Source organism: Micromonospora sp. NBC_00898 (assembly GCF_045207895.1).
In the GTDB taxonomy this organism is placed as follows: Bacteria; Actinomycetota; Actinomycetes; order Mycobacteriales; family Micromonosporaceae; genus Micromonospora.
Window position 1 is genome coordinate 1,916,293 of the sequence record NZ_CP108775.1, and the last position, 22,107, is coordinate 1,938,399.

Below are 22,107 nucleotides of genomic sequence, written 5' to 3' on the forward strand. Positions count from 1 at the left end.
CGGAGCCGGGCGCTCGGTGAGCGATAGCGTGGCCGGTCGGCCGCGCCATGGCGAAGGGCGCGACGGACGGTGGCCCGACCCGGCCGGCCGAACCGGCATTCTTCGGTGCTTGGTTCATGGCATTAATCTGGGGTGACGCATTCCGGGTGCGCCGCCACGGGTGGTGACAGGCGAGAGGTGGGCGGACATGGACGCCAGACGCACCACCGTGCGCGACATGCGGCGCGCCAACCGCTCGGTGCTGCTCACCCGGATCTGGCTCGACGGCCCGCTCAGTCGCCACGAGCTGGGGCAGAGCACCGCGCTGAGCCTGGCCAGCGTGAGCAACCTGGTCGGCGAGCTGATCGGTGAGGGGATCGTCGAGGAGGCCGGCTCGGTGGAGTCCGACGGCGGTCGCCCTCGGGTGCTGCTGCGGGTCGCCCCCGGCTACGGCTACCTGGTCGGCGCCGACGTCGGCGAGACCCGGGTCCAGGTCGAGCTCTTCGACCTGGCGATGACCGCCCTGGCGAAGGCGGAGTACCCGATCGCCGCCGCCGAGCCGGACCCGGACCAGGTGGCCAGCCACCTGCTGCACGGGCTGGGCGCGGTGGTCGAGCAGGCCAGCGTCGATCCGGCCGCGGTGCTCGGCTTCGGCGTCGCCGTCTCCGGGACGGTGGAGCGGACCGCCGACGCGGTGGTGCACGCCCAGACCCTCGGCTGGGACGGGGTGCCGCTGGGCGCGATGCTGCGGGCCGGCACCGACATCCCGGTGCACGTCGACAACGGCGCGAAGACCCTCGGCCAGGCCGAGATGTGGTTCGGCGCCGGCCGGGGCGCCCGGCACGCCGTCATCGCCCTGGTCGGCTCGGGGATCGGGGCCAGCGTGGTGGCCGACGGGGTGGCCTACCGGGGCGCGCACAGCAGCGCCGGCGAGTGGGGACACACCACGATCGTGTACGGCGGTCGCCGCTGCCGCTGCGGCAACCTCGGCTGCCTGGAGGCGTACGTCGGGGCGGAGGGGGTCCTCGACCGGTTCCGCCAGGCCAACCGGGGTCGCCCGGCGGTCGGCGCCGACGAGGAGAGCGCCTTCGGCGAGCTGCTGCGCTCCTCGACCCGGACGGCCGCCACGGTGCTCGACGAGACGGTCGGCTACCTCGGCGCGGGCGTGGCGACGCTGGTGAACCTCTTCAACCCGGAGCGGGTGGTGCTCGGCGGCTGGGCCGGCCTGGCGCTGGGGGAGCGGTACCTGCCGAAGATCCGCGAGGCGACCGCGCGGCACGCGCTGCGCCAGCCGTACGCGCAGACCTCGATCGAGCTGTGCCAGCTCGGACCGGACGCGGTCGCGATGGGCGCGGCCACCCTGCCGATGGCCCGGCTGCTGCGCGACGGCGGCGTGCCCCGCGACCCGGTCGCCCGGGTGACCACGACGCTGCCGTACCCGGCCCGCCGCCCCCGCTCGCGCGCGCGCTGAGCGCCGGGCCGGCGACGCGGCGCGGGCCGGGACGGGCGCCCGAGGTGTCCCCGGGCGGCCGCCCCGACGGCCGGTCACCGCTCCCCGCGCACCCGCCGGACGGTGTCGCGATACCACAGCGCGCTGCGCTTCGGGGTGCGCCGCTGCGTGTCGTAATCGACCCGCACGATGCCGAACCGCTTGTCGTAGCCGTACGCCCACTCGAAGTTGTCCAGCAGCGACCAGGCGAAGTAGCCGCGCACGTCCGCCCCGGCCAGCCGGGCCCGGGCCACCGCCCGCAGGTGCTCGGTCAGGTACGCCACCCGGTCGTCGTCGGTGACGAACCCGTCGGCGTCCGGCCGGTCGTCGAACGCCGCCCCGTTCTCGGTGATCACCATGGGCACGCCCGGGTAGTCCTCGCTGAGCCGGACCAGCAGCTCGGTGAAGGACTCCGGAACGATCTCCCAGTCCATCGCGGTACGCGGCAGGTCCCGCCGGACCACCCGCCGCACCGGCCGGTCGTCGTTGTCGCGCTCCCGCCCCTGCTCGTCCACGCCCGAGAAGAGCTGGCCGAAGTAGTAGTTGACGCCGAGTACGTCGAACGGCGTGGAGATGACCGCCAGGTCGCCGTCCTCGACGGGGATGCGTACCCCCTCGCGGGCCAGGTCCGCCACCACGTCCTCGGGGTAGCGGCCGTGGATCAGCGGGTCGAGGTAGAGGCGGTTGCCCAGCCCGTCGGCCGCCCGCGCGGCGTCCCGGTCGGCCGGGCTGTCGGTGGCCGGGTCGGCGGTGGCCAGGTTGACGGTGATGCCCAGGTCCACCGGCCCGGTGGCCGCCGCGCGCAGCCGCTGCACCGCCAGGCCGTGGCCGAGCAGCAGGTGGTGCGCGGCGGCGATGCCGTCGCCCAGGTTCCGCCGGCCCGGCGCGTGCGCGCCGTAGGCGTAGCCGAGCATCGCCGAGCACCACGGCTCGTTCAGGGTGGTCCAGGTCTTCACCCGGTCGCCGAGGGCGTCGAAGACCAGCTCCGCGTAGTCGGCGAACCGGTACGCGGTGTCCCGGACCGGCCAGCCGCCGGCGTCCTCCAGCTCCTGCGGCAGGTCCCAGTGGTAGAGGGTGACCCACGGGTCGACCCCACGGCCGAGCAACTCGTCCACCAGCCGGTCGTAGAAGGCCAACCCGGCCGGGTTGGCCGGGCCGCGCCCGCCCGGCTGCACCCGCGGCCAGGCCACCGAGAAGCGGTACGTGTCCAGGCCCAGGTCGGCGATCAGCGCGACGTCCTGCGGCATCCGGTGGTAGTGGTCGCAGGCCACGTCCCCGTTGTCCCCGTTGGCCACCGCTCCCGGGACGCGGCAGAAGGTGTCCCAGATGGACGGGGTGCGCCCGCCCTCGGCCACCGCGCCCTCGATCTGGTACGACGAGGTCGCCACGCCCCAATGGAAGGTCGGCGGCAGGGTGTCGATCGGGTCGGCCTGCCCGGTGGCGGCCGAGGCGGTGTTGCTGTCCATGGTTCTCCTCGCGGTCGCGGGTGGTGCGTCGGGATCGAAGGTGGTCGTCGGACCGGTCGGGCCGCGGCGACTCACCGGGGGACCGCCGCGGCGGCCGGGTGCAGCCAGCAGGCGACGGCGCGCCCCGGGTCGTCGTCGCCGGGCGGGCCGAGCGGCGGCAGTTCGGCGTCGCAGGGCGTGAAGGCGCGGGGGCACCGGGGGTGGAACGCGCACCCGGTGGGCATGGCGCGCAGGTCCGGCGGGGAGCCGGGGATGCCGGTCAGCTCGCGGCGGGGGCCGCGCAGTGCCGGGAAGGAGTGCAGCAGCCCGTCGGTGTACGGGTGCAGGGCCCGCCGGTACAGCTCACCGGCCGGCGCCTCCTCCACGATCCGGCCGCCGTACATGATGGCGATCCGGTCGGAGAACTCGACCAGCAGCGACAGGTCGTGGGTGATGAACAGCACCGCGAAGCCGAGCCGTTCACGCAGCTCGGCGAGCTGGCCGAGGATCTGCCGCTGCATCACCACGTCCAGCGCGGTGGTCGGCTCGTCCATGATGACGACCTGCGGCTCCAGCGCCAGCGCCATGGCGATCATCACCCGCTGCCGCATCCCGCCGGAGAGCTGGTGCGGGTAACTGTCCAGCCGATCGGCGGCGATACCCACCAGGCGCAGCAGGTCGCGGGCCCGGGCCAGCCGGGCGGCGGCCGTGGTCCGCGGCTCGTGCGCCCGGATCACGTCGAGCAGTTGGGTGGAGACCTTGTGCACCGGGTTCAGCGAGTTCATCGCGCCCTGGAACACGATGGACGTCTCCGCCCACCGGAACGCCCGCAGCCGCGCCGGGGACAGCGACAGCACGTCCACCGGCGGGCCGTCCACCGGGTGGTAGATCACCTCGCCGCCGCTGACCACGCCGGGCGGTGGCAGCAGCCGGGTCAGCCCGTACGCGAGGGTGGACTTGCCACTGCCACTCTCCCCGGCCAGCCCCAGCACCTCGCCCCGGTGCAGGGTGAGGTCGACGTCGCGGACGGCGTGCACCGCCTCGTCGCCCAGCCCGTAGTCGACGCGGAGCCCGCGGATCTCCAGCACCGGCTCGCTCACTGCCCGGCCTCCTTTCGCTGCGGGCTGACGACCTCGGGACGCGGCCGGGGCGGTGGCAGGGCCGCGGGGCGGGCCAGCACGGGGGTGAAGCCGACGCGCATCCGCACGGTTCGGCCGTCGGCGGTGCGGATCCGGTTCTTGCCGGCGCTGCGCAGCCGGGGGCTGACGAACTCGTCGATGCCGAAGTTGATCAGGGCGAGCGCGGTGCCGAGCAGCGCGATGGCCAACCCGGCCGGGACGAACCACCACCAGGCGCCCTGGGCCAGGGCCTGCTGGCCCTGCGCCCAGAACAGGATGGTGCCCCAGTTCCAGGACGAGATCGACGAGATTCCGATGAAGGCCAGGGTGATCTCCGACATGACGGCGAAGATGACGGTGCCGACGAAGCCGGACGCGATGATCGCGGTGAGGTTGGGCAGGATCTCGAACAGGATGATGCGCCAGGTCCGCTCGCCGGTGGCCCGGGCCGCCTCGACGTAGTCGCGGCGCCGCAGCGACAACGTCTGTGCGCGCAGCACGCGGGCGCCCCACGCCCACGAGGTGAACCCGATGATGAGCGCGACCAGCGTGTCGCTGGCCCGCTCGACCATCGACGTCACGATGATGATCAACGGCAGTGCGGGAATGACCAGGAACACGTTGGACAGGGCCGACAGGCCCTCGTCGGCCGCCCCGCCGAGGTAGCCGGCTGTCACGCCGATGAGGATGGACAGGATCGTCGCCAGCACGCCGGCGATCAGGCCCACGACCATGACGCTGCGAGCGCCGACCAGGATCTGGCTGAAGATGTCCTGACCGAGATGGGTGGTGCCGAACCAGTGCGCGGTCGACGGCGGCTGGAGGACGTCGCCGCTGCGTGCGTCCGGGTTGTACGGCGCCACCCACGGCCCGATGACCGCGAAGAGGCAGTAGAAAGCCAGGATGACCAGGCCGGTCGCGGCCTTGACGTTGGCCACGAACCGGAACCGGCGCCGCTTCGCCCGGCCCGGCGCGGCCGACGGCTGGGCCATCGCCCCCTGGCCGGGGATGACCTGCTCGATGCTCGACGGTGAGATTGTCATCGCTCAGCTCTTTCGGGTCCGCGGGTCGAGAAGCAGGTACGCGACATCGGCGAGCAGGTTCGCCACCAGCACGGAGATCGTGATGATCAGGAAAATCCCCTGCATCAGCGGGTAGTCCTTGGCGCCGACCGCCTGGAAGAGCTGGTACCCGAGACCCGGGTAGGAGAAGACGATCTCCACCAGCAGTGTGCCGCCGACGATGAACCCGAGCGACAGGGCGAAGCCCGAGACGTTGGGCAGCAGCGCGTTGCGGGCGGCGTAGCTGAGTGCCACCCGGCGCTCCGACAGCCCCTTCGCGTGGGCGACCGTGATGTAGTCCTCCGACGAGACGGTGACCATCATGTTGCGCATGCTGAGGATCCACCCGCTCATCGAGGAGACCAGGATGGTGGCGGCGGGCAGGATGCTGTGCTGGATCGCGCTCGGGATGAAGTACTGGTCGAACGCGGGCACGAGGCCCGGCTCGTAGCCGCCGGAGGACGGGAAGAAGCTCCCGGGGCCGGCGAACAGGGCGATGGCGACGAGGCCCAGCCAGAAGTACGGGATCGAGGACAGGAACGTCGTGGCCGGCAGCAGCCCGTCGACCCACGAGCCGCGCCGCCAGCCGGCGCCGACGCCGAGCGCGGTGCCGAGGAAGAAACTGATGATCGTGGTGATGCCGACCAGGCCGACCGTCCACGGCAGGCTGTCGCCGATCACCGTCGACACCGGCGCCGGGAAGAAGGTGAACGACAGCCCAAGGTCACCGTGGAGCAGCTGGTTCCAGTAGTCGACGTACTGCTCCCAGACGTTCTGGTTCTTGTCGAGCCCGAAGAGCACACGCAGCGACTCGATGGCGTCGGCGCTGATCCGGCCCTGGTTGCGGGAGATGAGGGACTGGACCGGGTCGCCCGGGACCATCCGCGGGATGAAGAAGTTGAGCGTGATCGCCGCCCACGCCGTGAACAGGTAGAAGGCCACGCGCTGCAGGAGGAATCTCATCGTGCCTCCCCCAGGGTGGCGGTGTCTTCCCGCTCGACCAGCGCCGGAGGTGGCGGCACGGCCGGGTCGGCGTCAGGGGCGGCGGAGCCGGGGGCGTCGGCGGCGACGGTGGCCGGATCGTAGAGCCAGCACGCCGTCCAGTGGCCGGGTCGGTCGCCGACGGTCAGCCGCGGCGGCAGGTCTGCGGTGCAGCGCCGCATGGCGTGCGGGCACCGGGGATGGAACCGGCAGCCGGCGGGCGGGGTGATCAGGCTCGGCGGCTCGCCGTGACCGCGGTCCTTCCCGGCGGCCTCGTCTATGCCGGCACCGGCACTGTCGCCGGTGATCCGCTCGGGATCCGGTGCCGACTCGGTGAGCAGCCGGGTGTACGGGTGGGCCGGGTTCTGGGTGACGGTCTCACTGTCGCCGCCCTCGACCATGCGGCCGGCGTACATCACGATCGTCTCGTCGGCGAAGTAGCGGGCCGAGGCGATGTCGTGCGTGATGTAGAGGATCGCGAGGTTGAGCCGTTCCTTGAGGTCCTGCAGCAGGTTGAGCACGCCGAGGCGGATCGAGACGTCGAGCATGGAGACCGGCTCGTCGGCGAGGAGCACCTCCGGGTCGGCCCCGAGCGCCCGGGCGATGGCGACGCGCTGCCGCTGGCCGCCGGAGAGCTCGTGCGGGAACACATCCAGGAAGCGCTCGGGCGGGGTGAGGCTGACCCGGCTGAGCAGATCGGCGAGGGCCCGGTCCAGGTCCTCGGCGGTCCGCCCCGCATTGCCGTGGATCCGCAGCGATCGGGTGAGGTGGTAGCGGACGGTGTGCACCGGGTTCAAGGACGCGAACGGGTCCTGCAGGATCAGCTGGACACGCCGCACGTACGCCCGGAACGCACGACCGCCGCGCACCCTGGTCGACCTGCCGAGCAGGCGGATGTCGCCGGCGGTGCGGGGGTAGATCTGGGCCAGCAGCCGGGCCACCGTGGACTTGCCGGAGCCGGATTCCCCGACCAGCGCGGTCACCTGGCCGCGACGCAGCGCGAACGACACGTCGTCGACGGCGTGCACGACTGCCGGCGTCCGGGAGAAGAAATCACGCAGCCGTTTGCGGACGGGGAAGTGCTTGGTCAGGCCGGCGGCCTCCAGCACCACCTCGTTGACCGGCGCCGCCGCGCTTTCGCTCAACGTCATGCCGAGTTCCTGTCTGGGGTTGCCATGTCACCGAGCGGCGACGGGTACCAATCTGAGCGTGGGTTCCGCCTCCCCGGTTGACCGAGGTCGACCGGGGAGGCGGTGCCGGGTATCAGCTACCGGCGGGCTTGAGGTGCAGGACCACGTCCAGCGCGTTGGGAAGGGTGGGCTGCATGGCGCCGTACGGGTTCGAGTCGTCGGGCCAGCCGGTCCAGTTCTTCGTGCTGTACGCGCCACCGACGTTGTCCGCGCCGACCGGGATCATCGGCATCTGTTCGACGAAGACCTTCTGCAGCGTGTTCATCGCGGCGGTACGGGCGGCCTCGTCGGTGGCGTTCGCGTAGGCCTTCAGCGCCTCGGTCGCCTGGGGGTTGTTGAAGCGGCCGAAGTTGCCGGCGGGGGAGGCGGTGCCGATCGGCTTGAGCTGCCGGCCGTCCATCACGGTCCGGTAGATGTCGTACGGCGTGGCGCCGCCCTCGGTCCACCGGAAGGTCGCCTCGAAGTTGCCCTGCTCGACGTTGCGGAACCAGGCGTCCTGGTTGGCCTTGTCGACCGTCGCGGCGATGCCGATCTTCGACAGGCCGTCCTTCACGATCTCGAGGCTGGTCTGGTAGTCGGACCAGCCGGCCGGGTCCGTCAGCTTCACCGTGACGGCCTTGCCGGTCTTGTCCTTGAGGGCGTTGCCGTCGAGCTTGTAGCCGGCGCCGGTGAGCAGCGCCTTGGCGCCCTCGACGTCGACCTTGTGCTCCTGGCCCTTGAACTCCGGCGCGACGAACGAGTCACCGGCGGGGCTGGGCAGACCGGTCACGCTCTTCACCAGCGGGTGGAAGTACCCGGCTTCCGCCGTGGTGAAGATGTCCTCGCGGTCGATGACCATGTTCATCGCGCGGCGCAGCGTCGGGTCGTCGAACGGCTTCTTCGTGGTGTTGAGGTAGAGGCCGTGGATGCCCAGGACCGGCGGTGCCCACACCTTGTGGTGGGCCTGGTCCTTCGCGACGAAGACAGCCTGGTAGTTGGGGATGAAGACGAAGCTCCACTCCGACTCGCCGTTGGCCAGCGCGGTGGTTTGCGCGCTGTTGTCCGTGTACGAGGTGAAGCGCAACTCCTTGACCTTCGGCAGGTCCTGCCAGTAGCCCTTGTCACGGACCGTCAGGGTGGTGGTGGCTGGGGTGAACGACTTCAGCGTGTAGGGGCCGCTGCCGACCGGCTGCTTGACCGGGTCGGTCGTCGGGTCGCTGATCTTCTCCCAGATGTGCTTGGGCACGATCGGCACCCGCCACAGCACCTTCTGCTGGTTGACGAACTGCGGGCTGGCCATCTTGATCGTGACCTCGTTGCCGCTCGCGGTCGCGTCGGTGTAGGGCACGCCCTGGTCGTTGAGCGCCGGGAATTTCTTGACCAGGTTGTAGGTGAACGCCACGTCCTCGGCCGTGACCTTCTGGCCGTCCGACCAGGTGGCGTTGTCGCGGATGGTGACCTTGACGGAGGTGTAGTCCGGCGACCACTCGGCCTTGGTGGCCAGCCACGGCTTGAACGGCTCGGCCGGCTTGACCGGGTTCCACATCATCAGCGGCTCGAAGATCTGCCAGCGGTAACCCAGCGAGGCCCCAGCGGACGTGGTGAGGAACGGGTTGTTGTTCTCGGCCTGCGGGCCGTTCGGCATGCCGACGTTCAGCACCGTGGCCGCCTGGCCATCCTTCTTGTTGGCGTTCGGGCTGTCGCCGCACGCGGCCAGGGCGGTGGCCATTGCGCCGGCCAGCGCGACGGCGAGTAACTGCCTTCTTCTCATGGAGGTCTCCCTCGGTGTTCCCGCGATCCTCGAGCGGGATGTGGTGGATGGAGGGTGTGCGGTGTTGCCACCGTGGGCGCGTGCCCGCCGGTGTGGGTGGTGGATACAGCGATGGAGGGGTCAGGTGGTGCCGGTCGAGGCGCGGACGGTGAAGCTGGTGGGGATGATGGTCGGCGTGTCGGGCAGCGGCGTGCCGGCGAGGTGGGAGATGAGGGTGCGGGCGGCAGCCGCGCCCATCTCCCGCAACGGCTGGCGTACGGAGGTCAGTGGCGGGTGGGTGTGTCCGGCCAGAGGCAGGTCGTCGAAACCGACCACCGCCACGTCCTCCGGGACGCGCAGTCCGGCGTCGCGCAGTGCCTGCAGCGCCCCGGCGGCGGAGAGGTCGTTGTGGGCGAACACGGCGTCGAACGGCACACCGGCGGCGAGCAGGCGTTCGACCGCAAACCGGCCACACTCGAAGGTGAAGTCGCCCTCCACGATGAGGGCCGGGTCGATTGGCAGGCCCGCGTCGGCGTAGCCGTGGGCAAAGCCGTCGAGCCGCTCGCGGGTGCAGCCGAAGCGGCTCAGGCCGGTGACGACCAACGGGCGTCGTCGCCCGAGGGCCAGCAGGTGCGCCGCCGCGGCGGCGGCGCCGGCGGAGTTGGTGGTGCGGACCGAGGGGAAGCCGGGCTGGTGTGCGCGGTCGTCGATGAGCACGACCGGCAGGCCCCGCTCGTGCAGCGCGGTGATGTAGTCCAACGTGCCCTCCGGCTCGACCACCAGCAGGCCGTCGAAGGACTTCGCCGAGACCTGGGAGGCGAACCGCCGCATCGACTCGTCGCCCCGGTTGCAGGTGAACAGCAGGAGGCCGTACCCCTCCGACTCGACCGCGTCGACCGCCCCCTGCAACACCTCGCCCATCCAGGGCCAGGTGAGGGCGGGGACCAGCATGCCGACCACCCGGGTCCGGCCGCGGGCCAGCCCGACGGCCCGGGCGCTCGGCACGTAGCCCAGGTCGGTGATGACCGCCCGCACCCGGTCCGCGGTCCGACCGTCCACCTCGCCCTTGCCGTTGAGGACCCGGGAGACGGTCGTCTTGCTCACGCCCGCCCGGGTGGCGACGTCGGCGATGGTGATCGGCACGTGACGCTCCCGGGTCGCAGGGATTGAGGGCGTGTTGCGGAACCGGTTGCGGAAGCGGTTCCGTCGCAGTCAATCGAAGTGACAGCGGTCACGTCAATAACGTCGAGGTAACGAAACATGTCTTACTTCAAGACTTCAAAGAAGTGGCTGGCCAGGGGGTGTATGTCTCCCAGGCCCGGCCGGTCCCGGGCGTCGGCGGGCGCAGGCCGCTGAGCAGCGTCGATGTCCTTGAGCAACGGGACAGCGCAGCGCGGGAGCCCATGGTGGAGATGTTCGACGACATCGGCGTCGGGCAGTGGTTTCGCTGGCCATCGGCGGCCGACGGCTCACGGCGACTCGACGATCTCCTGGCCCAAGGGCCAGAGCGCGGCCGGCACGAGCTTGAAGTTCGCCACGCCGAACGGGATCCCGATGACCGTGACGCAGAGGGCGAGGCCGGCGACGATGTGCGACAGCGCGAGCCACCAGCCGGCCAGCAGCACCCACAGCAGGTTCGCGACGCCCGAGGCGATCCCGGCGCCCGGCTTCGGGACCAGGGTGCGGCCGAACGGCCACAGCGAGTACGAGGCGAGGCGGAGCGAGGCGACGCCGAAGGGGATCGTGACGACCAGGGCGAAGCAGATCAGCGCGGCCACCCCGTACCCGAGGGCCAGGACGATGCCGCCGCCGAACACGAGCCACAACACGTTCAACACGAAGCGAAGCACGCCTCCATCGTGACCACCCGCCGCCAGCAGGCCCGCCGGCGGCCTTCCGCATCACGCCAATGCGGCCGCGACGATCTCCGCGACAGGCAGCGTCCCGTCGACAGAGTGCAGCTTGCCGAGCGTCCGGTAGTGATCGAGGGTGGGCGCCGTGGCCGGCCGGTAGGAGAGCATGCCCGCCGTGACGCGTTCGGGGCGGTCGTCCTCGCGCCGGAACAGCCCCCCGCCGCACCGGTCGCAGACGTCGGAGCGTGCCGGGGGAGCGAAGAGGGTGTGCCAGAGCTGGCCGCAGCGACGACACGTGCGGCGGCCCGAGAGGCGGCGCAGGACTTCGGCGTCGGAGAGCACCAGGTCGATCGCGCGGTCGAGCGTGGTGCCGAGGTCGGCGAGCAGAGCGTCGATGGACGCCGCCCGTACCACGTGGTTAGGGAAGCCGTCGAGGACGAAGCCGGCGGCGGTGTCGGGCCGCGCGAGCCGGTCACGGATCATCGTGAGCAGCACGCGCTCCGGCACTGTCTCGCCAGCGTTCATGTGGCGTACGGCCTCCACTGCGGCCGGAGTGTGTGCCCGGAGCTCGGCCTGGACCACGTCGCCAAGGCTGGTCGCGGGGACACCGAGCCGCGCGGCGACGAGCCCGGCGACGGCGGCCCGGTCGGAGCCGGGCGGTCCGAGCACGATCATGCGCACCCGTGCACCCTAGTGCAGCTCCGCGTTAATCCTTGAGGGATCAGGCTGCTTTGAGTGGTCGGCCGTCGTAGGTCCATCGGAAGGGCTTGGCGGTCCGGTTGTAGACGGTGACGAACTTGTCGATCCGGTCGGCGAGGTCTTGTTGGGAGGTGAACTCGCCTCGGCGGAGCAGCCGGCGGGTCAGGATCGAGAAGAACAGCTCGGCCTGGTCCAGCCACGAGGCGTGGGCGGGGGTGTAGTGCGGCTGGAACCGGGGGTGGTCCCGCAGCCACTTGCGGGTGGCCTTCGAGGTGTGTGAGGAGCCGTTGTCCAGCACGAGGTGGATGGTCAGTGTCGGGTCGATGCGCTGGTCGAGCCTGGTCAGGAAGTCGATGAAGGTATCTGAGTTGTTGCGGCCAATGCGTTCGGTGTGGACCTGGCCGCTGTGGACATACAGGGCTGCGATGATCGAGACGGTGCCGTGGCGGACGTACTCGAACTCGCGGCGGGCGATTCGGCCCGCTCGGCAGGGCTGGTCGGGGTGCTTGCGGCTGCGGGCGGCGATCGCGGTCTTCTCGTCAACGCAGATGACCACGGATCCGTCGGGTCGGTGTAGGTACAGGTCGCAGACCTCGGCGGCCTTGGTAAAGAAGGCCGGATCCGGGCGGCGGGTCAACCAGCCGCGCACCCGGTGGGGCTTGAGGTCCAGATCGGCCAGGATCCGCCCGATCTGGGAGGCGCTGATCCCGTCTTCGTGCAGGTGCTCGGCCAGCAGCCGATGCGACCATACGGTGTCCGCCTCGGGCAGCTCGCTGGTGACGGCAGCCACGATCCGCAGGTGCGTGTCCGGGCCGTAGATCGGGGGTCGTCCCGGGCGTAGCCGGTCGCCCAGCCCGGCCATTCCGTGTTCGGCGAACCGCCCCCGCCAGGTACGGACCGTGGACTCCCTGATCGACAGGTCCCGGGCGATCGCGGCGTTGGAGGCGCCGTCGGCGGCGGCCAGGACGATGCGGGCCCGTTGGACGTCGCGCAGCGGGGCGGTCCGCGATCGCGCCAGGGCCTCCAGCCGGGGACGGTGTTCAGCGTCGATGACCACGCTCCGGGCGCGGGGCGGCATAGGAGTGACCTCTCCGCGTGACCGGCCGGGGGATGATCTCGGCCACGCGAAGAGGATCTGTACCAACGCCGACGGGAGCCACGCGGTGCGACACACCGTGGTCGGGCACGATGAACGGCATGGTGCGACCGACCGACGCCGTCAAGGCCACCCTCGCCGACCGGGTGGAGACACACCGGGCGGCCCGCTGGCCCCAGTTGACCCGACTCGTGGTGCGCTTCCGCGGCGATTACGCCTACATCGACGCCGACGAGGATGGTGACATCTGGCCCCTGTGCCGGCTGCGCTACACCGGCAGCGCCGACCGGTGGGGCTTCGCCATCCACCTGGCCAGCCGCGACGGCTACGAGGACTCGTTCCTACCCAACGGCCAACCCGTTGGCACCCCCGAAGAGGCCATCGACTGCGCCTGCGGCCTCTACCTCGGCGACCCCACCGCCTGGTCCTGACCCCTCAAGGATTAACGCGGAGCTGCACTAGCCTGCGGCGGAGACCGTGGACCGGCCCTGCTCGACCATCGCGGAAGTGTAGGCAGAGACGCCTCCACCGCGACGGCCCGGCCAGGGGTCGGAGGCGTCGCCGTCAATCATCACCCTTGGTCGGAACGGGCTGCCCGACAGCTTCAGCCAGCAGGCGGACCGGGTAGGTATGGTCGACCCGTCAGTGATCGGCTTGCGGTAGGCGGGACGGGCGCGTGTCGATGGTGCAGGTGAAGGTACGGGAGACGGTGCCCGGCCCGGTTCGGCATGGCGGGCGTGACGTGCTGATCGACCTGACGAACGACCGCACGACAGCGCGGGAGCTGATCCGGCGGGCTGTCGAGGAGCAGATCCGATTGCTGGGCATCGACGTCGCGCGGCGCCGCGACATCGGTCATCGCCCGCATCTTCTGGCGGAAGACGTACGGGTGCAGGCAGCCAGCGGTGTGGTTCGGCTGCCGACTGCACCGCCCGCCCTTCCGGACGTCACCGATGCGGTGACCAGGGCGCATCGGGCGTTCGAGCGGAACGTCTTCGTCGTCCTCGTGGGGGGACGCCAGGTCGACCAGCTCGATGAGGAGATCGTGCTGCGACCCGGCGAGCCGGTCGTCTTCCTGCGGCTGACCGCTCTGGCCGGTGGGTGATCCATGGTTGACGTACCCGACATGTATGCCGACGCGGTCCGCGACGAGCGGGACGCGCTGTGGCGGCTGGTCGACAGGGCCAGGGGCCTGGCGAAAGCCGGTGAGCTGGCGGGATTGCGAGATCTTGCCAAGGAGATCCGGCGTCGGCTGGTGGCGGGCGACAGTCTCGATCGCACCGGTGGGCATCTGGGCGCAAACGTGGCCGACATCAGCGCCGCACTCGACGATGTGTACGACGAGGCGTTTCCGGTGCGAAGCCCGGATGACCCGGTAGACGTGCTGGAGACCCCGTGGCCCACCGCCCGCCGCACGGCGATGCTGGCGGCTGCCGTGGACCGCGTGGGCTGGCGGACGCCACCGCTCGAACCGCTGGCCGAGCGCGCGATCGCCGCCAACGATGTGCACCTGCTGCGGCTGTTGGTGCTCACTCCGCTGGGCCGCGCGGGTCGGGAGACCGTCGTGCGGATTCTGGACGCCCTGCATGCGGCGGACGCGCTCGACGTCGAGGTCATCGAGCAGGCATTCGCCGACGACGCGTACCTGGGCAGGGCCATCGGCGGGCACTCTCGGACGGGCAGCGCCGTCGCGTCAGCGCCCGCCGCCTGCGCGGCGCTCGTCCGCGACTACTTCGACGCGCTGGCCTGGCGGCTGACCTCGCCACCCGAGCCCGACTGGGACGAGCTGCCCGAGGTGCTGGCGCCGCGTGGCCTGCGTTTCACGCTCCGGGCCCTGGACCGGCCGCATGATCGCCGGATGGCCGACCGCTTCGGTCCCGCCGAGCTGACCGACGACGAGCGGTCCGCCCTGGTGGAACACCTGCGGGACCGCACCGCCGAGGAACGGCGGTACGCCTTCGAGCTACGGCTACCGGCCGGTGACGCGGAGGTGCTGTTGCCGGTGCTCGGGTTGTCGGGCACGGCGCCGTTGCTGCGACTGGTGCGGGCGACCGCCACGACGGAAGTGACGCGGCAGGATCGGGCCGCCATCCTGGCCGCTGTCCGGCAGGCCGGCGACGATGCCACTCGCCGGCTTTTGGAACTCTGCCCGAACGAGTTGATCGCCGCCGCGCTGGGCTGGAACCGGGCGGCTGTCGACAAACGAGTCAAGAACAATGCGCTGTCCGGCATCGCCGCCTTCGGGCTGCTGCCGCTCGCTGGTGGCGAGACCATACTCGATCGCTATCTGGCACTGCGCGAGGTGGCGAAGCGTGGCCCGAAGCTCGGCCCCAACCGTCGGCACAGCCACGCCGCCGCAGTCGCGGTCGCCCTTGATCACCTGGCCCAGGTGGCGGGCTTCCCGGACGCGGGTCGCCTGGAGTGGGACTGCGAGGCCCGCATCGCCGCCGAGGCCCCCGGCGACTGGCACATCGGCGACTACACCGTCGGGGTGCGGCTCGCCGAAGCCGATCCGGTCGTCACGGTCAGCAAGGCCGGCAGGACACTGAAATCGGTGCCGGCCGCGGTCCGCACCGACCCGCGGTACACCCACGTGCGCGAACACCAGGAACGGCTGCGTGACCAGGCCCGCCGGATGCGTTCCGGGATGATCGAGCGGCTGGTCGCCGCCGGGGGCACACTCACGCCCGACGAGCTGCTCCGCCTTCGGCGCCTCCCGTCCGGGCAGGCGATGTTGCCCGCGTTGATCTGGCAGGACCAGGCGGGCACCATCGGTCTGCTCGATCAGATCGACCTCGACGGTCCGGTCACCGCGGCGCATCCCTTCCTGCTGTACGAGCGACACCTGCTCGCCCAGTGGCAGGCGGAGATAGTCCGGCGGCGGATCCGACAACCCGTGAAGCAGGCGTTCCGCGAGCTCTACCTGTTGACTCCGGCGGAGCGCGACGCCGTCGGCGAGTCGCGACGATTCGCAGGGCACACCGTTGACGGCAAGGTGGCCGGTCAGTTGCTGTCCGGACGCGGCTGGTCGACCCACGGTCAGTATGACGAGCACCAGGCGACCCGCCCGGCAACCGCCGAGCTCACCGCCGCGCTGGCCTGCGAACTGCGCGGCCACTTCGGCGGCGGTGACGCGATCGTCGGCGGACTGCGCTTCCTCGCGGCCGGATCGGTGGTCCCCCTGGCAGAGGTACCACCCGTGGCGTTCTCCGAGGTGATGCGCGATCTGGATCTCGTCGTGTCGGTGGCCGGCACCGAATCGCACGGGTACGCCTCACCGCTGCACGCGGCCAGCCGGGCTCAGCTGCTGGCCACCCTGATCGACGATCTCGGGCTGGCCCGGGTGAGCATCGACGGCACGTCGGCCGTGGTCCGCGGTTCCCGGGCGACCTATCGGGTGCAGCTCAACAGTGGCAGCATTCACGTCGAACCCGGGGGATACCTGTGCGTGGTGCCAGCCTCGTTCGGTGGCACCGCCCATCGACGCCTGTTCCTGCCGTTCGTTGACGAGGACCGGATGACCAGCGTCATCCTCAGCAAGGTGCTCCTCCTCAACGAGGACGAGAAGATCACCGATCCGGCGATTCTGGCCCAGCTCGATCGGCGGGGCTGAGCTGGGCCGACCTCGCCGCTCACGGTTTCGAGATCACGCCCACGGTCCCGTTGCAGGCGACGCTGGACGCCAGCGGGAGCGGACTTCCTGTCGTGGGCCCGCGGAGCACGGCGGTGGTACGGGCCTCAGCGCCGGCGGTCCGGTCGACCCGGCCTGGCAGAATCGAGGGCCGCGGCGCGGCCGGCGCGCATTGGTGGGGAGGGCTCCCGATGGAGCAGGACCGGGGCGGTGTCGTGCTGTACTGGCGGCCGATGTGCACGTACTGCCTGAAGCTCTGGGTGAAGCTGCTGTTCGCCCGGCTGCCGTACCGGGCGGTCAACATCTGGCGGGATCCGGACGCCGCCGCGTTCGTCCGGTCGGTCGCCGACGGCAACGAGACGGTCCCGACGGTGACGGTCGCCGGGCATCCGCTGGTCAACCCGTCGCTGCGCCGGCTGCGGGCGGCGGTCCGGGAGCACGCCCCGCATCTGTTGGCCTGAGATAGGCCCGCGCCCAAACGACCGTTAAGCTGGGCGGGTGGGAACCGACGAGCTGTACCCGGCCGAGCGGCTGGCCGCCGCGCAACGCGCCACCGCCGCCTCCGGCCTGGACGCGCTGCTGCTCACCCCCGGCTCGGACCTGCGCTACCTGACCGGGTACGACGCCCACGCGGGGGAGCGGCTGACCTGCCTGGTGCTGCCCGCCGAGGGCGAGCCGACGCTGATCGTGCCGGTGCTGGAACGCCCGGCCGCCGAGGCGTCCCCCGCACCGGCCATCGGGCTGCGCATCGTCGACCACGCCGACGGCACCGACCCGTACCCGCTGGTCCGCGCGGCGCTGCCCGGCCCGGCGGCGGCCGTCGGACTGGCCGACCGGATGTGGGCCGAGCAGGTCCTCGCGCTGCGCGCCGCGTTGCCCGACGCCGCCCAGCGGCTCGCCGGTGAGGTGCTGCGCGAGCTGCGGATCCGCAAGTCGCCCGCCGAGGTGGCCGCCCTGGCCGAGGCCGGCGCGGCGATCGACGCGGTGCACACCCGGATGGGGGAGTGGCTGCGCCCCGGCCGGACCGAGGCCGAGGTGGCCACCGACATCGCCGCCGCGATCCGGGCCGCCGGCCACGTCACCGTCGACTTCGTCATCGTCGCCGCCGGGCCGAACGGCGCCAGCCCGCACCACGGCACCTCCGACCGGCCGATCGGCGCCGGCGAGCCCGTGGTGGTGGACATCGGCGGCACCATGCCGTCGGGCTACCGCTCCGACTGCACCCGCACCTACGTCGCCGGCGGCCCCGCCCCGGCGGAGTTCACCGACTACTACACGGTGCTGCACGAGGCGCAGCGCGCGGCCGTCGAGGCCGTCCGCCCGGGCCTGACCGCGGAGGCGGTCGACGCGGTGGCCCGCGACCGGATCACCGCCGCCGGCCACGGCGACGCCTTCCTGCACCGCACCGGTCACGGCATCGGCCTGGACGGCCACGAGGAGCCGTACGTCGTCGCCGGCAACCCCCGGCCGCTGGAGGCCGGCATGGCGTTCTCCATCGAACCCGGCATCTACCTGGCCGGGCGGCACGGCGCCCGGATCGAGGACATCGTCGTCTGCACAACGGACGGCGTGCAACGGCTCAACACCACCCCCACGGAGCTCATCGCGCTATGACTGTCGACCGGATCCTCCCCACCGACGAGGCCCACGACCTGCTGGACCTCGCCACCGAGCTCGCCGACCGGGAGCTCGCACCGAAGGCCGCCGGCTTCGAGGAGCGCGCCGAGTTCCCCCGCGAGGTGCTGCGCACCCTGGGCCGGGCCGGCCTGCTCGGCCTGCCCTACCCGGAGGAGCACGGCGGCGCCGCCCAGCCGTACGAGGTCTACCTGCAGGTGCTGGAGATCCTGGCCAGCCGCTGGCTCGCGGTGGCCGAGGCGGTCAGCGTGCACACCCTGTCCTGCTACCCGGTGGCTCAGTTCGGCACCGACGAGCAGCGCAAGCTGCTGCCCGACATGATCGGCGGGGAACTGCTGGGGGCGTACTGCCTCTCCGAGCCGCAGGGCGGCTCCGACGCGGCGGCGCTGACCACGAAGGCGGTCCGCGACGGCGACGCGTACGTCGTCTCCGGCACCAAGGCGTGGATCACCCACGCCCGGGTCGCCGACTTCTACAACATCTTCTGCCGCACCGGCGGCCCCGGCCCGAAGGGCATCTCCTGTCTGCTGGCGGACCGGGCCACGCCCGGCATTCACCCGCAGGCCGCCGAGCGGACCATGGGGCTGCACTCCTCGCCGGTCGCGCAGATCGCCTTCGACGACGCCCGGGTGCCCGTCGACCGGCTGATCGGCGGCGAGGGGACGGGCTTCACCATCGCCATGTCCGCCCTGGACTCCGGCCGTCTCGGCATCGCCGCCTGCGCGGTCGGGCTGGCCCAGGCCGCCCTCGACTACGCGGTCGGGTACGCCAAGGAGCGGCAGCAGTTCGGCCGCGCGATCATCGACTTCCAGGGGCTCGGGTTCAGTCTTGCCGACGCGGCCACCCAGATCTCCGCCGCCCGGGCGCTGACCCTGGCGGCCGCCCGGCTGCGCGACGCCGGTCGGCCGTACTCCATTGAGGCGGCGAAGGCGAAGCTCTTCGCCACCGACATGGCGATGCGGGTGACCACCGACGCGGTGCAGGTGCTCGGCGGCGCCGGCTACGTCACCGACCACCCGGTCGAGCGGTACATGCGCGAGGCGAAGGTGCTGCAGATCGTCGAGGGCACCAACCAGATCCAGCGCCTGGTCATCTCTCGCGCGCTGGCCAAGGGCCACTAGCCTGTGCCGATGGCCTTCCCGCGGATCACCGTCGACCCCGACGTCATGGGGGGTGTGCCCTGCGTCCGGCAGTCGCGGATCCCGGTCGCCACGCTGCTGGCGATGATGGCCGAGGGGATGTCCGTCACGGACATCCTCACCGACCTGCCCTTCCTCGACGAGGAGGACATGGCGGAGGTGCTGAACTACGCGGCGGACGCGGTGCGCGACCGCACGGCCCGCTGAGCGTCCCGCCCGGCGGGCCGGATGCGCCACGGGAGCGCTTTTCCAGGTAGGTTGCACCGCGTGGAGGAGATCGACCGCGCCATCGTCGCCGCGCTGACCGGGGACGGTCGGCTGTCGTACACGGACCTCGCCGAGAAGGTGGGGCTGTCGGTATCCGCCGTGCACCAGCGGGTCCGCCGGCTGGAGCAGCGCGGCGTCATCAAGGGGTACGCCGCCCGCGTCTCCTTCGAGGCGCTGGACCTGCCGCTGACCGCGTTCGTGGCGATCCGGCCGTTCGACCCGTCCCAGCCGGACGACGCGCCGGAGCGGCTGGCCCACCTGCCGGAGATCGACTCCTGCTACTCGGTGGCGGGGGAGGACTTCTACCTGCTGCTGGTGCGGGTGGCCAGCCCGACGGACCTGGAGCGGGTGCTGCAGGAGATCCGAACCTCCGCGAACGTCACCACCCGGACGACCGTCGTGCTCTCCACTCCGTACGAGCATCGCCCGCCGAAGGTCAGCCCGGGTCCCGTGAATCAGCACCGGCTCCGTGGCATCTCGGCTGAGTCAGCGGGTTCGCAGGCGGGTTGACCCCGCTCAGCGAGCGATGATCACCTTCGCCGCCGGCCCGGGGACGGCCGGCAAGATCGGATGCGGTCATTGGTGAGCGCTGGTGGCAGGCGGACAAGATCGTGCCAAACGGGTCGAGGAAGATCGAGAACGGGCTACCCCGGTGCGGCTGACTGCCAGGGAACGAAGCTAGGATCCAACCCTGGTTGTGCGGAAGTGCGATCCGGACCATGAGCGGACGCCGGGCCTACGGCCGGTGTTGTCCGTGGTGCCTCGGCACTCGAGTCGCTTTGCGTGTCGTCAACGGGAGGATGATATGTGCCGATCGATGCGATCGCGGTTCAGCCAAGTGGCGTCCGGAGACCGCTCATGACTCGTGCCTACGACGCGGCGCTCGCTGCCGCCCAGTTCCCCGGTCCGGTCCACACGCTCATGGCATCGGATGTCATCGGGCGACGGCAGGTGATGTCGCGCCTGCGCCAGTTGCAGAAGGAGTTGACGTTGCAGCAGAACTTCCTGGCGAACTGCCGGGGCCGCGTGAGGCGGCTGCTGCGGATCAGCCCGTCGTCGGCGGGGGTTGGGCGATGACGGCTTCGAAGCCGGGTCGGTCCCGGTTCAGCGGATGGCTCGCGGAGACGCGGACGTCGGCCGTGGGGGGGCGACTGCCCGCCTCGGCGGTCGAGGTGATGGCCCTTGCCGCCCTGCTGCTGGCGGCGGTGGGAAACACCCGCCTCTGGGCGCTTCCCCCGGCCGTTCTCGCGCTCAGTCTGCTGGCCTGGATGTGGCGTGGCGGTTCGGTGTCCGCCGGAACGTCCGTTGTGGCGCGCATCCTCCTGCTCGCCTGCGCGTACCTGCTCGGCGCGGTACACGGCAGTCTTGATCCCGCCTTGGCCGTTGGTGTCGCCGTCGCAGCCCTGGCGGTTCTCAGCGAGTCGCTGTTGGCGGCCGTGTCCGAGGCTGTTTACCCCGTCTCGGCCAACCTGCCCGGAAGCGGCTCACGGCCTGATCGTAGCCCCAACACGAGCCGCGTCGCGCTGGTCAACGGCGCTGCGGTTCTCGTGGCGCTGGTCTGCGCGTTCACCAACATCGTTGGGGTGATCGCGCTGGCGGTAGCGACCGCGGCGCTCGGGTTGGCCCTGTTCACCGGGTTGCAGGCGCTGACGCAGGTGCGGGCGCGGCGCAGCAGTGAGGCGAAACTGTATGCCGCGCTGACCGCCTACGAGCCGGTCTTTCTCGTGCATTGGAACGCACCCGCCGGCACCGCCTACCAGATCGCGATGTGGTTGCCCTACCTGGAACGCCTCGGCAAGAAGTTCTTCGTTCTGGTTCGCAGCCAAACCAACTTCAACGAGGTGGTGGGTCTCACCAAGGCCCCGGTGGTTATGCGGTTGGGGCTGAACCAGCTTGACGATGTCATCGCCCCGTCGCTACGGGCAGCCTTCTACGTCAATACCGCGACGATGAACAACCACGTTGTCCGGTATACAAACCTGGCGCACATCCAGCTCAACCACGGCGACAGCGACAAGGTGCCGAGTCACAACCCGGTCTTCCGGGTCTACGACAAGAACTTTGTCGCCGGCCAGGCCGCGATCGACCGGTTCGCGGCGAACGGCGTGAGCATGCCCGCAGAGATGTTCACCATCGTCGGGCGCCCTCAGGTGGAGAACGTCGCCATCGCCACCGGACCAATCGCCTCGATTGCCAACCCTCGAGTCCTATACGCCCCGACCTGGGCCGGCTTCTATGCCGACTCCAACTATTCATCGCTGCTCGTTGGCTGCGACATCATCAAGGCGCTCGTCGCTCGCGGGTGCAGCGTCGTCTTCCGACCGCATCCGTACAGCCAGCGGTCCGCGGAGTTGACCCGCGAGTGTGAGCGCATCCGGACGTTGCTGGCTGACGACCACCGGGCGAACGGACGGCCACACATCTTCGGAGCCGAGGCTGAGGTGGCGATGACGGTCGCGGACTGCTTCAACGCGTCGGACGCGATGGTGTCGGATGTGTCGAGCGTGGTGGCGGACTACCTGTACTCGGAGAAGCCGTTCGCGATGGTTGCCGTCTCGGTGCCGGCGGCCCAGTTCCCGGAGGCGTTCCCGCTCGCGCGGGCGGGCTACGTGATCGACGCGTACGGCGGCCGGCTGCAGGGACTCGACGCCACCCTCGACGACCTCCTCGGCAGCGACCCCCTCGCCACTACCCGCCACGACCTCAAGAAGTACTACCTTGGGGACATTCCGGCGGACCGGTACGCGCAGCACTTCCTCGACGAGGCCTCGCGCTACCTCTGATGCTGCGAGCGG

General features: G+C 71.1%; 21 protein-coding genes. 11 read left to right on the forward strand and 10 right to left on the reverse strand.

From position 1 onward, the window contains the following. Nucleotides 1-187 precede the first annotated feature (187 nt). Nucleotides 188-1,450 (forward strand): ROK family protein, encoded by a 1,263-nt coding sequence (locus OG799_RS09180; protein ID WP_406044615.1) that lies wholly within the window; start codon nt 188-190, stop codon nt 1,448-1,450. Between the two features lie 74 nt (nt 1,451-1,524). Here OG799_RS09180 and OG799_RS09185 read toward each other — a convergent pair whose 3' ends face one another. The 10 genes from OG799_RS09185 to OG799_RS09230 all read right to left on the reverse strand — a co-directional run bounded on the left by OG799_RS09185 (nt 1,525) and on the right by OG799_RS09230 (nt 12,622). Then, complete coding sequence (locus OG799_RS09185; RefSeq protein ID WP_406044616.1) at nt 1,525-2,934, reverse strand: GH1 family beta-glucosidase; 1,410 nt, start codon at nt 2,932-2,934, stop codon at nt 1,525-1,527. A gap of 71 nt (nt 2,935-3,005) precedes the next feature. After that, nucleotides 3,006-4,013, reverse strand: coding sequence for an ABC transporter ATP-binding protein (locus tag OG799_RS09190; RefSeq protein ID WP_406044617.1), 1,008 nt, complete (start codon nt 4,011-4,013; stop codon nt 3,006-3,008). Continuing rightward, complete coding sequence (locus tag OG799_RS09195) at nt 4,010-5,074, reverse strand: ABC transporter permease (RefSeq protein ID WP_406044618.1); 1,065 nt, start codon at nt 5,072-5,074, stop codon at nt 4,010-4,012. Before OG799_RS09195 ends, OG799_RS09190 begins: the two co-directional genes overlap by 4 nt. A gap of 3 nt (nt 5,075-5,077) precedes the next feature. Then, nucleotides 5,078-6,055: an ABC transporter permease gene (locus OG799_RS09200; RefSeq protein WP_089014592.1), complete on the reverse strand. Its 978-nt coding sequence runs from the start codon at nt 6,053-6,055 to the stop codon at nt 5,078-5,080. Next, entirely contained in the window at nt 6,052-7,224 is a 1,173-nt protein-coding gene (locus OG799_RS09205; RefSeq protein ID WP_406044619.1) for an ABC transporter ATP-binding protein, read from the reverse strand. The genes OG799_RS09200 and OG799_RS09205 overlap by 4 nt, the downstream gene beginning before the upstream one ends. Nucleotides 7,225-7,336: 112 nt before the next feature. After that, nucleotides 7,337-9,013 carry an ABC transporter substrate-binding protein gene (locus tag OG799_RS09210; protein ID WP_406044620.1) on the reverse strand — a complete coding sequence of 559 codons (1,677 nt, stop codon included), beginning with the start codon at nt 9,011-9,013 and terminating at the stop codon, nt 7,337-7,339. A 120-nt stretch (nt 9,014-9,133) separates the two neighbouring features. Then, nucleotides 9,134-10,135 (reverse strand): LacI family DNA-binding transcriptional regulator, encoded by a 1,002-nt coding sequence (locus tag OG799_RS09215; RefSeq protein WP_406044621.1) that lies wholly within the window; start codon nt 10,133-10,135, stop codon nt 9,134-9,136. 326 nt (nt 10,136-10,461) lie between these two features. After that, complete coding sequence (locus tag OG799_RS09220; protein ID WP_406044622.1) at nt 10,462-10,842, reverse strand: YccF domain-containing protein; 381 nt, start codon at nt 10,840-10,842, stop codon at nt 10,462-10,464. Between the two features lie 51 nt (nt 10,843-10,893). Beyond that, nucleotides 10,894-11,520, reverse strand: coding sequence for an adenylate kinase family protein (locus OG799_RS09225; protein ID WP_406046246.1), 627 nt, complete (start codon nt 11,518-11,520; stop codon nt 10,894-10,896). Nucleotides 11,521-11,566: 46 nt separating this feature from the next. Continuing rightward, a complete protein-coding gene (locus OG799_RS09230; protein ID WP_406043999.1) occupies nt 11,567-12,622 on the reverse strand; it encodes an IS630 family transposase in 1,056 nt (351 codons plus the stop codon). 119 nt (nt 12,623-12,741) lie between these two features. On the opposite strand from OG799_RS09230, the gene OG799_RS09235 reads away from it, so the two are divergent. From OG799_RS09235 to OG799_RS09280, 10 genes are all read left to right on the forward strand, one after another. Beyond that, nucleotides 12,742-13,071, forward strand: a complete 330-nt coding sequence (locus OG799_RS09235; protein ID WP_406043997.1) for a hypothetical protein — start codon at nt 12,742-12,744, stop codon at nt 13,069-13,071. A gap of 245 nt (nt 13,072-13,316) precedes the next feature. Beyond that, nucleotides 13,317-13,745 (forward strand): hypothetical protein, encoded by a 429-nt coding sequence (locus tag OG799_RS09240; RefSeq protein WP_406044623.1) that lies wholly within the window; start codon nt 13,317-13,319, stop codon nt 13,743-13,745. Between the two features lie 3 nt (nt 13,746-13,748). Beyond that, nucleotides 13,749-16,253 (forward strand): DUF4132 domain-containing protein, encoded by a 2,505-nt coding sequence (locus tag OG799_RS09245; RefSeq protein ID WP_406044624.1) that lies wholly within the window; start codon nt 13,749-13,751, stop codon nt 16,251-16,253. A 209-nt stretch (nt 16,254-16,462) separates the two neighbouring features. Next, nucleotides 16,463-16,732 carry a glutaredoxin domain-containing protein gene (locus tag OG799_RS09250; RefSeq protein WP_406044625.1) on the forward strand — a complete coding sequence of 90 codons (270 nt, stop codon included), beginning with the start codon at nt 16,463-16,465 and terminating at the stop codon, nt 16,730-16,732. A 37-nt stretch (nt 16,733-16,769) separates the two neighbouring features. Continuing rightward, complete coding sequence (locus OG799_RS09255) at nt 16,770-17,885, forward strand: M24 family metallopeptidase (protein ID WP_406044626.1); 1,116 nt, start codon at nt 16,770-16,772, stop codon at nt 17,883-17,885. Then, nucleotides 17,882-19,027, forward strand: coding sequence for an acyl-CoA dehydrogenase family protein (locus OG799_RS09260; RefSeq protein WP_406044627.1), 1,146 nt, complete (start codon nt 17,882-17,884; stop codon nt 19,025-19,027). Before OG799_RS09255 ends, OG799_RS09260 begins: the two co-directional genes overlap by 4 nt. A 9-nt stretch (nt 19,028-19,036) precedes the next feature. Further along, entirely contained in the window at nt 19,037-19,252 is a 216-nt protein-coding gene (locus OG799_RS09265; RefSeq protein ID WP_406044628.1) for a DUF433 domain-containing protein, read from the forward strand. Nucleotides 19,253-19,312: 60 nt separating this feature from the next. After that, nucleotides 19,313-19,822, forward strand: a complete 510-nt coding sequence (locus OG799_RS09270) for an Lrp/AsnC family transcriptional regulator (protein ID WP_406044629.1) — start codon at nt 19,313-19,315, stop codon at nt 19,820-19,822. Between the two features lie 297 nt (nt 19,823-20,119). Then, a complete protein-coding gene (locus OG799_RS09275; RefSeq protein WP_406044630.1) occupies nt 20,120-20,389 on the forward strand; it encodes a hypothetical protein in 270 nt (89 codons plus the stop codon). Next, the gene (locus OG799_RS09280; protein ID WP_406044631.1) at nt 20,386-22,095 is read left to right on the forward strand and encodes a CDP-glycerol glycerophosphotransferase family protein; all 1,710 of its coding nucleotides are present in this window, start codon (nt 20,386-20,388) and stop codon (nt 22,093-22,095) included. The genes OG799_RS09275 and OG799_RS09280 overlap by 4 nt, the downstream gene beginning before the upstream one ends. Nucleotides 22,096-22,107 lie beyond the last annotated feature (12 nt).